We start from the raw sequence: 11,955 nt of genomic DNA, 5'->3' as shown, positions 1-11,955 counted from the left end.
TCTGCACTCGGGATGGTCAGCCCCGTCGACTTCGAGAACCACGCCGGTGCAATCAACAGCAGCAAAGAAATAGCTGCCTAACCACTAGGTAGCTCCACTACGTGTCCACGATTTGCGGGCAACCCCAGATGGTGTCCGGGATTTCCGCCACGGAAGCCGGCTACATGATGATCCCAATGATGGTTGGCATGATGGGCTGCTCCATTTGGTCAGGTCAATTGGTCACTCGCACCGGAGCGTACCGCCACTTCCCTATCATCGGCCTCATCATCACCTTTGGCAGCATGTTCCTGTTCCACAGCCTTACCGCCGATACTCCGCTTTGGAAGCTCGGGGCGTACCTGTTCATCTTCGGCATTGGTCTGGGCCTGACCATGCAAATCCTGATCCTTATTGTGCAAAACACCCTCCCTCTAGAGGTGGTTGGCACGGCAACCAGCGTGAACAACTTCTTCCGCCAGATCGGCGCCTCCATTGGCACCGCTTTGGTGGGCGGCATCTTTGTGGGCAACCTCAACGACCTGCTTACCGAGCGCCTCAGCGCGATGGCGGCGCAACAGCCTGCCGGGCAACAAGAGATTATGGTGGAAACCAATGAGGTCACCCCGGCGCTCGTGCATCAAATGCCAGACGCACTCCGCGAGATCTTTGTGAGCTCCTACAACGATGCCCTCACCCCAGTCTTCGTAGTTCTCATGCCATTGGTGGCTGCAGCCTTTGCGCTGGTGCTCTTCATCAAACACGAACCGCTGCGCAACACCACCCGGATTCTAGAGATGGAAGCGGCGGAGTAAGCGCCAAATGCAACACAAAGGGCCTGGCTCCGAACCAAAACCGGAACCAGGCCCTAAATGTTTCACAGACCGAAGCTTTTAGACGAGCTTCCACTCCTCCAGCCCAGGGTAGAGAGGAATCTCCTCAGCCAAGGCGGTCACGCGAGCACGCAGCGACTCCACATCGGCCTGAGCGCCACCGATGAGGGCCTCAGCGATGATATCTGCCACCTTGGCGAACGCCTGGGCATCAAAGCCGCGGGTAGCCAGCGCTGGGGTGCCGATGCGCAGACCAGAGGTCACCATTGGGGGGCGTGGGTCGAACGGCACCGCGTTGCGGTTCACCGTGATGCCCACCTCGTGGAGCAGATCCTCGGCCTGCTGGCCGTCAAGCTGGGAATTGCGCAGGTCAACCAGCACCAAGTGCACGTCGGTGCCGCCGGTGAGGACGTCCACACCTGCCGCCTTGACGTCGTCGGCAGTGAGACGCTCCGCGATGATCTTCGCGCCCTCAATGGTGCGCTCCTGGCGCTCCTTGAACTCTGGAGTGCCGGCGAACTTCATGGCCACGGCCTTCGCCGCGACTGCGTGCATGAGCGGGCCGCCCTGCTGACCTGGGAATACAGCGGAGTTGAGCTTCTTCGCCCACTCCTGCTTCGCCAGAATCATGCCGGAGCGTGGGCCGCCCAAGGTCTTGTGGACGGTGGTGGAAACAACGTCTGCGTGCGGAACCGGAGATGGGTGCAGGCCGGCGGCAACCAGGCCGGCAAAGTGCGCCATGTCCACCCACAGCTTCGCGCCGACCTCATCCGCAATGGAGCGGAATGCGGCGAAATCCTGCTGGCGTGGGTACGCGGACCAGCCGGCGATCAGCACCTGAGGCTTTTCCTCCAGGGCCATCTCGCGGACCTTGTCCATGTCCAGGCGCATCGTCTCTGGATCAACGCCGTATGCGGCAACTTCGTACAGCTTGCCGGAGAAGTTGAGGTGCATGCCGTGGGTCAGGTGACCACCGTGGGCCAGGGAAAGGCCCATGATCTTCTCACCTGGGTTTGCCAGGGCCATCAGCACAGCGGCGTTTGCCTGCGCACCGGCGTGGGGCTGCACGTTTGCAAACTCGGCGCCAAACAGAGCCTTTGCACGATCGCGCGCGAGGTCCTCCACAACGTCAGCGTTTTCACAGCCGCCGTAGTAACGGCGCCCTGGGTAGCCTTCGGCGTACTTGTTCGTAAACACCGAGCCCTGAGCCTGCAGGACTGCGCGTGGCACAAAGTTTTCCGATGCAATCATTTCCAGGGTGTTGCGCTGGCGGGCCAGCTCCCCGGAGATAGCACCCGCTACCTCAGGGTCGAACTCGCTCAGTTCTTGGTAGCGAATGTCTTGTGTCATGGCAAAGCCAAACCTTTCAGTTGGAACTTTCAAAGTGAGCGCACCTTCCCGGCACCCGCCGAGTGGCAGCTACCAAAGCCACCAGTGCGCTGTTGTGACAATCCCGATGCGGCATGAGTCAAGGCCCAAGTGTAATGCCTAGATCTCAACGAACTCAAAGGGAGCCGACGTGCGCATGGGCCAGAGGAATGCAGGCTACTGGCGCGCGGGAGGAGGCAGGAGACCGGGGCTACCCATGGAGCAATTTCGCTACTGCACGTCAAGCAGGCACAATGGGGGCTATGGCTCGTATCAAGGACTCCTCGCCATACCTCGACTTTGATCGGGACGCATGGCGCATGCTGCGGCAATCCATGCCCCAGGTGCTCACCGAAGAAGAGGTGGTGGAGCTTCGCGGTATCGGTGAAAACATCGACCTTGAGGAAGTGGCGGAAGTCTACCTCCCGCTTTCCCGTTTAATCCACATGCAAGTCCAGGCGCGCCAAGAACTCATCTCCCTCACCGAGGCCTTTCTTGGTGAAGAGCCCGCGCACGTGCCGTTCATCATCGGTGTTGCAGGTTCCGTCGCGGTGGGAAAATCTACCACTGCACGCCTCCTCCAGGTGCTGCTGCAGCGCTGGGAATCCCACCCGCGGGTGGACCTTGTCACCACCGACGGCTTCCTGTTCCCCGCCTCTGAACTCACCAAGATGGGGATCATGAACCGCAAAGGCTACCCAGAGAGCTATGACACCCGCGCGTTGCTGCGCTTTGTCACAGACGTGAAATCCGGCAAGGCCAACGTGAGCGCCCCGGTGTATTCCCACACCGCATACGATCGCGTACCGGACGAACACATCTTGGTGAACAGGCCGGACATCCTCATCCTGGAGGGCCTGAACGTACTGCAAACCGGCCCCACGCTCACGGTGTCAGACCTCTTTGATTTCAGCGTGTACGTGGATGCGCATACCACTGACATCGAGCGCTGGTACATTGACCGCTTCCTGGAACTGCGCAGCTCTGCCTTCCGCGCCCCCGGCGCGCACTTTTCCCACTACGCGGACATGACGGACAAGGAAGCTATCGCGGAGGCTCGCCGTATCTGGCAATCAATTAACCTCCCGAACCTCGTGGAAAACATCTTGCCCACCCGCGTTCGTGCCTCACTCGTGCTGGCCAAAGGTGCTGATCACCTGGTCAAGCGGGTCCGGATGCGCAAACTCTAGCGCAGGGATTGCACCCACTGGACAATCGGCTGGAGCTCCGCAAAATCCATACGGTCAGTGTCAGTGCCCATCGCTGCGATCATTGCTTTGTCATTCGCAGATTTCACCGGCTTCGCGCGCAGCATCGTGCTGATAGAGGCCAGGGTGGCGCGGTGGGCGGTGCTCATGGTGCTGAACTCCAACTTGCCCGGCAGGTAAAAGCGGGCTACGTGTTCCGGCACCAGTTTGCGCAGGGAGTCTTTTTCGCGGGCAACATCGAGAAGGGTCATACCCACAGCCGCCACCGCTACCGGCCTGCCTTGAATCTTCCTTGCATAGGTAGCGGCCTGCACCACCGGCCCGTGGACCGGGGAAAGGGCGATGACCGGGGTGGCGTCGTCGGGAAGCGGAACTTCCAAAGGGTGCGCGGAAGTATTCAGCAACCCTGCGAGATGCTCGGCATAGGTCTGCGTGGAGCCGTAGACGGAGAAGTAGCGGATATGTACCTGCATGATTATTTGCCAAACCTGCGGCTGCGCTTGGAGTAATCGCGCAATGCGCGCAGAAAGTCAGTGCGGCGGAATGCCGGCCAGTAGGTGTCAGTGAACCAGATTTCGGAATAGGCGGATTGCCACAAAAGGAACCCGGAAAGGCGCTGCTCGCCGGAAGTGCGGATCACGAGGTCCGGGTCTGGCTGCCCCGATGTGTAGAGGTGCGAGGAAATCGCGTCCACGCTTAACTTGTTCGCCGCCTGCTCCAGCCCACTACCAGCCTGGGCCTCTTCGAGCAGGTACGAGCGCACGGCGTCTACAATTTCCTGGCGCCCGCCGTAGCCGACGGCAACATTGACGTTCACCCCAGTGTGTGAAGCGGTGGTATCTGCTGCCTCGCGCAGGCGGCGCGCAACTGGCTCGGGCAGCAAGTCAAGGTGCCCCACTAGGCGCACGCGGCAGTTCGTCTCTTTCAGGGCGAGCTCATCTACCACATCGCCGATGATGTCAAACAAGAGGTCCAGCTCGGAGGAATCGCGCCCCAAGTTCTCCGTTGAAAGCAGGTACACGGTGACGAGCTGCACGTCCGTGGTTTGACACCAGCGCACCATCTCGCCGATCTTCTTCGCTCCCACCCGGTGCCCGTGGGACACGTCCGCAAAGCCGGCCTCGATTGCCCAGCGGCGATTGCCGTCACACATGATCGCCACATGCTGCGGCTGTGCCACGCCTTCAAGCTCGCGCAAAAGCCGGCGCTCGTACAGCGGGTAGAGCACCTGGGAAACGATTGCGCGAAGCTTCTTTGGCACGGTTGGCTCTCCTAGAACCAGTACTTCTTGCGCTGGTCCAGTACGCCGGCCTCTGCCATGGCAGCATCAAGCGCCGCTGCGTCAAAAGGATCAATGCCGTGAGTCTCAGCGAACATGCGGCGGCGATTCATCCGGCTGTAACGGCGATGAAACGCCCAACCAATGAACAGCACTGCCACCAAGAGCGCAACCACTACGAACCAGCCCACCGGTGATGCCTTACCAAACTCCGAGCCCACAGGGCCAGGGCCTTGTTGGGCCAAAAAGTGCAGTTGATCAATCATCGCAGGCAGTCCAGCTTTCACTCGAGGTGCTGCACATTATCAGTGCAGCATGATTTTGCAAGCAGTGCATTTTGCTCTCTTGAGTCTACGATACCCCTCGGCGTCTGCGTACAGCACGCAGGTACCACGCAGGTACAAGGGTGGGAACCACTGCAAGCAGCGGTTGCAACCCGCGCATCCCCTTAGAGCCCAGCAAAGAGATCCGTTTCCGGTAGTTCGGTGCTCACCCTCGTCCGCGCCAGCTCGAACTCCTCGGTGGGCCACAGGCGACGTTGGACGTCGGTAGGCGTTGCAAAGAACGCCCCGGCTGGGTCGATCTGGGTTGCGTGGGCGCGCAGGGCGGCGTCGCGCGCGTCAAAGAATTCGGCAGCGTCGATCTGGGTGGTCACTCGCGCCATGATGTCTGCCTTGTGCTCCTCCCAGCGCGCCAGCATGTCCTCATACGGGCTGGGTTGCTGCTGGCTGAGGAGCAAATCGTGAAACATCTTCATACGCTGGCGGATAAAGCCATGCGTGTAGTAAAGCTTCTTCGGCTCCCAGGGTTCCCCCAACTCCAAGTGGTAGGTGGGATCACCCGCGCGTTCCCAAGCGATCATGGAGACCTCATGGACTTTCAGATGGTCAGGGTGCGGGTATCCCCCGTTTTCGTCGTAGGTAATGATCACCTCTGGGCGAAACTCCCGAATCACTTGCACTACCTTTTGCACCACCTCATCGGTATCTGCGAGGGCAAAGCAGCCTTCCGGCAACGGTGGCAAAGGATCACCCTCGGGCAGGCCGGAATCCACATATCCAAGCCACCGGTGGTGCTGCACTCCGAGCGCGCTGATCGCTTGCGCCATCTCCTCTTTCCTGATGGCGGTGATGTTTTCCAGAACCCCTGGCCGGTCCATGGCTGGGTTGAGAATGTCTCCGCGCTCGCCACCCGTGCAGGTGAGCACCATCACCTCGTGGCCAGCGGCTGCGTACTTGGCCATCGTCGCTGCACCCTTGCTCGACTCATCATCAGGGTGTGCATGGATTGCAAGGAGGCGGTGAGATCCCACGGTTGATGTGCCTTTCAAGACAAAATTCAAACTCGGTAGTTACGGTGAAGGCGGCGTGCGCCAGTGCAGGTTCCCATAGTAGCGCCCGAATGCGGCGGGAAGAGACTTCAAAAGCGTACCGACGCCACCCTCTTGCCCAATTCCCTTTGGCTCCCTTTAACAAAATGCACCTGACTAGTTGCGCCTGGCAAGGGGGGTAAGATCAATGGCCGAACAGACAAAACTTTCACACGCACACTTTGCAAGATCATTCTGCCTGCACGCTGTGCGACCTACCGGAACTTTGGGAGACACCACTGTGAGCACCACCCGCCCTCAACCCGGAAACTCCGGTACCGCCGGTAACTCCACCACTCACGGCCCCCGCGCCAGGTACGGAACCGGAAAGGCAAGTGCAACCAAAGGCTCGCTGTCCGGCAAACTCATTGCCATTTTCATGCTGGTGATGTTGGTGGCAATTGTGATCGCGTTTGCTAAGTACTTGGGGTCTACTGCGAACAAAACCATCAACGGGCAAGTAGCCAACGTGGAGGTGATTGACGACTCCACCTTCCAACTCACCTTCGACATTTCCCGTAAAGACACCGAGCGGGACTACTACTGCATTGTCACCGCATTGAACTACGACATGGCCGAGGTGGGCCGCCGCGAGCTCATCATCCCCGCTGGTGGCGTGGCGGATGAACGCTACAGTACCCAAATCCACACCAGGGAGCCCGCGGTTTCCGGCAATGTGTACGGCTGCTCAGAGAACATCCCCTTCTATCTGGATGTGCCAACGCGCTAATTCGGGAGAAGGTTGCAACCCGATCCGCTGCAACCACCACCAAACCCGCTGGTGAATTGTGCTAGGGTTGGAGTATTCGCGGCACGCGTAGTGCCGCATTTCTTCATTTTCACCTCAACGATGTAAAGGTTTTTCACAATGGCTGACAATCAAAAGCAGTACATCACGCCGGAGACCAAGGCGAAGCTGGAAGAAGAGCTCAACGCCCTGATCGCCCACCGCCCAGTGGTTGCCGCTGAGATTAACGAGCGCCGCGAAGAGGGTGACCTCAAGGAGAACGCTGGCTACGACGCCGCCCGCGAGATGCAGGACCAGGAAGAGGCTCGCATCAAGCAGATTTCTGAGATCCTTGCGAACTCCACCACCGAGCGCGCTGGCATTGTGGAAGGCGTTGCACACGTGGGCACCGTGGTGCACGTGTACTACAACGGCGACGAAGACGATAAGGAAACCTTCCTCATCGGTACCCGCGCCGCAGCATCTGACAACAAGGACCTGGAGACCTACTCCGAGCAGTCCCCTCTCGGCGCCGCTATCTTGGGCGCAAAGGAGGGCGAGACCCGCGAGTACACCGCTCCTAGCGGCGCAACCATCTCCGTGACCGTGGTCTCCGCAGAGCCTTACGACTCCACGAAGGCAGCCACCCTGCGCGGCAGCAACTAAGACGGCACCACTTTGACAAGCAAGTTTGCGCTCGCGCTCGGATTCGGGGTTGCGGCAGCCACTTTGGCTGCCTGCAGCCCCTCTTTAGAGGTGGACTCCCCTACGAAAGTAGCTACCGCCACCGAGGGTCGCGCCGTGCCCACTTTGGCAAACGTTGGCTACATTGACTGCGTGGGCACCGCCGAGCGAGCACCTAGCAGTGTCACGGTGGACTGCCAGCACGGCTCGGACGTGGTGGAGGGCATCACCTGGGAGTCTTGGGGCAACACCCGCGCGGTGGGCACCGGCACCCGGATCCAAGGCCAAGGGGCGCATACCCGTTCCTTCAAGGTAAGAGTCACCCTGAGCAGCCCAGTGGAATCGGGGTTCGGCCAGGTGTATTCCACGGTCAGCACCACACATATCTTGGGCAAATAAAAAAACCGCACCTCCCCAAGGTGCGGTTTCTTATTTGCTTATTAGCGCTGCTGGAAGTAGCTGAGCAGGCGCAGGATCTCGGTGTAGAGCCACACCAGGGTAACGGCTAGGCCGAGCGCCACGCCCCATGCCATCTTGGCTGGTGCACCCTGGCGGATCAGCTTGTCTGCGGTGTCAAAGTCCTGCAGGAAGCTCAGAGCCGCCAGCCCAATGCACACAAGGGAGAAGATGATGGCGAGCATGCCGCCGTCACGCAATGGGGAGCCCATGCCGAGCAGGGCCATGATCAAGTTGCCCACGGAGAGCACCAGTACACCAATAATGCCGGCGGTGAGCAGGCGGGTGAACTTCGGGGTGACCTTGATGGCGCCGGTCTTGTACACGTAGAGCATGCCCAAGAACACGCCGATGGTACCCAGGACAGCTTGGCCGATCAGGGCGCTTGCAGAAGCACCAGCCACCATGGTGTTGGTGAACAGGAAGGAAATGCCACCAACGAACAAGCCCTCAAAGGCTGCGTAGATCAGGGTGACGGCAGCGGAGCCGAACTTCTTGCCAAAGGTGCCCACCAGCACTGCGATCAAACCACCAATTGCACCAACAAAAGTGAGCAAGGTGCCGAGTGCCACGCTGACAAACACTGAGATGCCAAAGTTCACCACTGCAAAAGCAATGATCACGCCGAGGGTGATGCCGGTCTTGGAGACCACGTCATCAACCGTCATTGGGCGCTCATCAGCGTAGGCAGCGGGCTGAGCCATCCCCGGTGCCATTCCTGGCGCACCGTATTGGTCAAATGGGTTGTACTGCTGCTGTTGCATCTGACGCTGGCGGGGATCCACCAACGTGTTCATCACTGGATTGCTAGAGCGCATGAAACGCGTTCCTTTCTTCGGGTCATTCTCTTACACAAACGTGGGCGTGTGAAAAATAGTTCCCAAAGGGGTATAAAAAGCACGAAATCCTTTCCATATTTCAGCCGCCGCCTCCCACAACTTCCAGCTACACGCCCTGAAGGGACTTCGATTCAAGGGAGGGAAGCACTCCAATTTCCAGCACATCATCCAGACTGTGACCTGCAAAATCAAGTGGAACAGGGAGGGCAACCGAGCCCGCCGCCACATCAATCCTGGTGCGGGTTCCAGCCGGCAGCGTTGCGGTATCACCCGCGGAGATGAAGCGGCAATACTCCGGCGTGGTCACGGTTGCCGTGCCGCGGTACATCCACAGTGAAACATCCTTGCTCGCGTGCGCCTCAAACGTTGCTCCTGGTACCGGAAACGGAATTGGCGGCACCTTTCGGGGCTCTGATCCCTGGCGCACAAATTGCGCGGGGCTTTGCCCCGTGTGCCTGCGAAATGCCCTGGTGAGCGAACTTGGGGCGCTGAACCCTACCGCCCTGGTGGCGTCGGCAATGCTCACCCCCTCTTCGATCATCTCGGCGGCGCTCACAACACGCACCGCTGCGCGCCACTCTGCAAAGCAGAGGCCCGTGTGTTGCAGGAATTGGCGCTGTAGGGTGCGCTCGCTGACAAATTCTTGTGCGGCGAATTCGCGTAACGACGTGCCCAGCGCCGGCCTGCGGAACAATTGCAGGGCCACGGAATGTGCCTGCGGGGCGTGGCTACGCGGCGGAACAGTGGGGATGGGAAGCGCAACGTCGGCGCTACGGAGTGTCTTGACCCAGGAGGATGCAGGTTGGCCAAGGAGGCTGCGGGAGAACTCGTGAAGCCAGGCCTCATCCCATTGTGAACCGAGATCAATCTTGGAGCTGGCGCCGCTCATGCTTACCCCCAACGGCGAAAAGCTCAGCGCCTTGCCAGTGCCCTTTCCGGTACCCTTTCCGATACCCGTGACAATGCCTCCTTGCGGGGCGATCCCAAGCTCCCCCTGACTGAGGGGAAGAATCTTATCGGGCGCATTGAGCGTGACTGTGCCTTCCAGGCACCACAGCAACAAAGTCATACACCTACCCTATCAAGCGAATGTAGGTTAGGCTAACTTTTCTTCCACTGTGGTGCGTTAAGCGCTGCGCCGCTGCCCGTAGACCGTGGCGCCTCGCCCGCCGCCAAGTGCGCGGCTGCCCCTGATGAAAGATCTGAGATCGCTCGGGGTTTCGTCGCGCACGTATCGCCATGAACTTCCCTGATATGGGTCAGCGATGCCCAAGGTGTAGCAGGTGTGGGTGCCCTCCAATACTCCCTGGGAGGGACTGGTGGACACGGAAGAAAGTTGCGTTTGCTGCGAATTCATATGCAGAGGCTAAATCCGCATACTTGCCATGCAATTCCATTTTGCTTGTAATTTACTGTGAATAACCTTAAGCCTTGATGGTGATTGCTGCGTCTTTGCGGATCTGGTCACAAAACACCAGCATCCACGGCTTTCCCACCACCTCAGAAGTAGGCTTGACACCATTCCGTCCGCTGCGGCTCACAGACGAAAGAGTTCCTCATGACCTACTTTGACCTTCCCTTCCAAGCAGATGAGCTCACCGACGAAGCCATCTTTGCCGCCCACGAAGGTGGAAAACTCGCAGTCACCTCTGCCCGCCCACTGCGCTCGCGCCACGACCTCTCACTGGCATACACCCCAGGCGTTGCGCGGGTATGCACCGCAATTGAGGAAGACCCGAGCCTTTATCCTCGATACACCGGCGCCGGGCGCACGGTTGCAGTGATTTCCGACGGCACCGCGGTCCTAGGGCTGGGCAACATCGGACCTCAAGCCGCCATGCCGGTCATGGAGGGAAAATGCCAACTCTTTGCCTCTTTTGTGGATGTGAATGCGATCCCGATCGTGGTCAATGAAACTGATCCTGACAAGCTGATTGCGGCGATCGCGGCCATTGCCTCCTCCTTCGGGGCAATCAATCTGGAGGACATTTCTGCCCCGCGCTGCTTTGAAGTGGAGCGCCGCCTGGATGAAATGCTGGACATCCCCGTGTTCCACGATGACCAGCACGGCACCGCCATCGTGCTCACCGCAGGCATCAAAAACGCCTGCAAACTCACCGGGCGCAACCTGAGCAACCTGCGGATCGTCATCTCCGGAGCGGGGGCAGCGGGCATCGCCTGCTGCAAGATGCTGCTGGAGGCCGGCGTGAAAGACATCATCCTGCTGGACTCCCAAGGAGTAATCCATCCTCAGCGCGAAGGCGGCCTGATCCCAGTGAAAGCCGAGATCGCAGAAATTACGAACCCGCGCCGGGTCACCGACCGCTCCCAGGCATTCGACGGTGCCGACGTCTTCATTGGCCTTTCCCGTGGACATGTAGGGGAAAACCTCCTGCAACGGATGGCGCCCAAGCCCTTCCTGTTTTCCTTGGCAAACCCCGATCCAGAGATTGAGCCGGAACTCGCTCAGCAGTACGCCTCGGTGGTGGCAACGGGCCGTTCGGACCTGCCCAACCAAATCAACAACGTGTTGGCCTTCCCAGGTATCTTCCAAGGTGCCCTGAACGCCGAGGCGCGGTCCATCACCCCAGCGATGAAGCTCGCCGCCTCCGAGGCAATTGCATCCATTGTGGGCGAAGAGCTTGCAGCCGACTACATCATCCCCTCAGCCCTGGACACCCGCGTGGCACCCGCGGTTGCCGCTGCGGTGGAAAAGGCAGCCCTCGCGGAGCAACCCGCTTCGCAGCGTAATGCCTAACTATTTTCGTGCCTATCTCCGGCCGTGGCTACGAAGCCGCACGTGATTGCCCCTCGAATCCTTGCCTGCCTAGGTAAATTTCAAGGCTGTTGAAAGAGCGCAGGCCGGGGTTGAGTGGGCGCTCCTGGGCGTTGGTCAATAGGACGTGGAAATCCGCGGATGCTCCAATGAAATTTCCGCGCCCCCAAAATTGCTTTGAACTGTGCTTATACAGCTTTGCCATGGCTTGAACCACTGAAGGCCAAAAAGGACCACTTTCGGGTATTAACATCCCGATCCCGGCAATAGTCCACAATGGTGCAATCTGGTTACTGCTTAAGAAACGCTCTTGAATCGGCCTGAGTTTTTCGGAGACTACAGGTAAAAGCCTTACTGGGCTTTTCGGGTGGTGTTGAATTCCTCGTAGTCCTGCTCGTATTCGATCGGGGGAACGTCACCGATCGACGAGTGCAGAC

At 59.4% G+C, this 11,955-nt stretch carries 13 protein-coding genes and 1 pseudogene; 6 read left to right on the top strand and 8 right to left on the bottom strand.

Features of this window, described 5'->3' with window-relative positions; all coding sequences use genetic code 11:
• Positions 1-125: 125 nt before the first annotated feature.
• Positions 126-794: pseudogene (locus NQ018_RS10980) on the top strand (MFS transporter); the annotation flags it as partial.
• Positions 795-872: 78 nt separating this feature from the next.
• Here the strand turns inward: NQ018_RS10980 and glyA are convergent.
• The gene (gene glyA / locus NQ018_RS10975; RefSeq protein ID WP_257037733.1) at positions 873-2,162 is read right to left on the bottom strand and encodes a serine hydroxymethyltransferase; all 1,290 of its coding nucleotides are present in this window, start codon (positions 2,160-2,162) and stop codon (positions 873-875) included.
• Positions 2,163-2,443: 281 nt separating this feature from the next.
• Here glyA and coaA point away from each other — a divergent pair, with 281 nt between their 5' ends.
• Positions 2,444-3,370, top strand: coding sequence for a type I pantothenate kinase (gene coaA, locus NQ018_RS10970; RefSeq protein ID WP_257037734.1), 927 nt, complete (start codon positions 2,444-2,446; stop codon positions 3,368-3,370).
• Here coaA and NQ018_RS10965 read toward each other — a convergent pair.
• The 4 genes from NQ018_RS10965 to mca form a co-directional block, all read right to left on the bottom strand.
• Positions 3,367-3,861: a flavodoxin domain-containing protein gene (locus NQ018_RS10965; RefSeq protein WP_257060964.1), complete on the bottom strand. Its 495-nt coding sequence runs from the start codon at positions 3,859-3,861 to the stop codon at positions 3,367-3,369. The genes coaA and NQ018_RS10965 overlap by 4 nt on opposite strands.
• 2 nt (positions 3,862-3,863) lie before the next feature.
• The gene (locus NQ018_RS10960) at positions 3,864-4,649 is read right to left on the bottom strand and encodes an isoprenyl transferase (protein ID WP_257060963.1); all 786 of its coding nucleotides are present in this window, start codon (positions 4,647-4,649) and stop codon (positions 3,864-3,866) included.
• A gap of 11 nt (positions 4,650-4,660) precedes the next feature.
• Entirely contained in the window at positions 4,661-4,933 is a 273-nt protein-coding gene (locus tag NQ018_RS10955; RefSeq protein ID WP_257037737.1) for a hypothetical protein, read from the bottom strand.
• Positions 4,934-5,115: 182 nt separating this feature from the next.
• Positions 5,116-5,979 (bottom strand): mycothiol conjugate amidase Mca, encoded by an 864-nt coding sequence (gene mca, locus NQ018_RS10950; protein WP_257060961.1) that lies wholly within the window; start codon positions 5,977-5,979, stop codon positions 5,116-5,118.
• A 298-nt stretch (positions 5,980-6,277) separates the two neighbouring features.
• Between mca and NQ018_RS10945 the strand changes: the two genes are divergently transcribed.
• From NQ018_RS10945 to NQ018_RS10935, 3 genes are all read left to right on the top strand, one after another.
• Complete coding sequence (locus NQ018_RS10945) at positions 6,278-6,766, top strand: DUF4307 domain-containing protein (RefSeq protein WP_257060959.1); 489 nt, start codon at positions 6,278-6,280, stop codon at positions 6,764-6,766.
• A 138-nt stretch (positions 6,767-6,904) separates the two neighbouring features.
• Positions 6,905-7,429, top strand: coding sequence for a transcription elongation factor GreA (gene greA / locus NQ018_RS10940; RefSeq protein ID WP_257037740.1), 525 nt, complete (start codon positions 6,905-6,907; stop codon positions 7,427-7,429).
• 12 nt (positions 7,430-7,441) lie between these two features.
• Positions 7,442-7,846, top strand: coding sequence for a hypothetical protein (locus tag NQ018_RS10935; RefSeq protein WP_257060957.1), 405 nt, complete (start codon positions 7,442-7,444; stop codon positions 7,844-7,846).
• Positions 7,847-7,887: 41 nt separating this feature from the next.
• Here the strand turns inward: NQ018_RS10935 and NQ018_RS10930 are convergent, their stop codons facing one another.
• The 3 genes from NQ018_RS10930 to NQ018_RS10920 all read right to left on the bottom strand — a co-directional run bounded on the left by NQ018_RS10930 (position 7,888) and on the right by NQ018_RS10920 (position 10,099).
• Positions 7,888-8,721: a Bax inhibitor-1/YccA family protein gene (locus NQ018_RS10930; RefSeq protein WP_257037742.1), complete on the bottom strand. Its 834-nt coding sequence runs from the start codon at positions 8,719-8,721 to the stop codon at positions 7,888-7,890.
• A gap of 127 nt (positions 8,722-8,848) precedes the next feature.
• Positions 8,849-9,811, bottom strand: a complete 963-nt coding sequence (locus NQ018_RS10925; RefSeq protein ID WP_257060955.1) for a helix-turn-helix domain-containing protein — start codon at positions 9,809-9,811, stop codon at positions 8,849-8,851.
• A 57-nt stretch (positions 9,812-9,868) separates the two neighbouring features.
• On the bottom strand, positions 9,869-10,099 hold the full coding sequence (locus tag NQ018_RS10920; protein WP_257060954.1) for a hypothetical protein: 231 nt from the start codon (positions 10,097-10,099) through the stop codon (positions 9,869-9,871).
• 201 nt (positions 10,100-10,300) lie between these two features.
• Here NQ018_RS10920 and NQ018_RS10915 point away from each other — a divergent pair, with 201 nt between their 5' ends.
• Positions 10,301-11,500 (top strand): NAD(P)-dependent malic enzyme, encoded by a 1,200-nt coding sequence (locus tag NQ018_RS10915; protein ID WP_257060953.1) that lies wholly within the window; start codon positions 10,301-10,303, stop codon positions 11,498-11,500.
• Positions 11,501-11,955 lie beyond the last annotated feature (455 nt).

It is taken from the genome of Corynebacterium kozikiae, assembly GCF_024580965.1.
Lineage (GTDB): Bacteria > Actinomycetota > Actinomycetes > Mycobacteriales > Mycobacteriaceae > Corynebacterium > Corynebacterium kozikiae.
This window is presented reverse-complemented; position numbering and strand designations above follow the sequence as displayed.

Coding starts and splice junctions, on each gene's coding strand:
- NQ018_RS10915 (WP_257060953.1), top strand. CDS start 10,301: ATGACCTACTTTGACCTTCCCTTCCAAGCAGATGAGCTCACCGACGAA.
- NQ018_RS10965 (WP_257060964.1), bottom strand. CDS start 3,861: ATGCAGGTACATATCCGCTACTTCTCCGTCTACGGCTCCACGCAGACC.
- greA (WP_257037740.1), top strand. CDS start 6,905: ATGGCTGACAATCAAAAGCAGTACATCACGCCGGAGACCAAGGCGAAG.
- NQ018_RS10925 (WP_257060955.1), bottom strand. CDS start 9,811: ATGACTTTGTTGCTGTGGTGCCTGGAAGGCACAGTCACGCTCAATGCG.
- NQ018_RS10920 (WP_257060954.1), bottom strand. CDS start 10,099: ATGAATTCGCAGCAAACGCAACTTTCTTCCGTGTCCACCAGTCCCTCC.
- coaA (WP_257037734.1), top strand. CDS start 2,444: ATGGCTCGTATCAAGGACTCCTCGCCATACCTCGACTTTGATCGGGAC.
- glyA (WP_257037733.1), bottom strand. CDS start 2,162: ATGACACAAGACATTCGCTACCAAGAACTGAGCGAGTTCGACCCTGAG.
- NQ018_RS10930 (WP_257037742.1), bottom strand. CDS start 8,721: ATGCGCTCTAGCAATCCAGTGATGAACACGTTGGTGGATCCCCGCCAG.
- NQ018_RS10955 (WP_257037737.1), bottom strand. CDS start 4,933: ATGATTGATCAACTGCACTTTTTGGCCCAACAAGGCCCTGGCCCTGTG.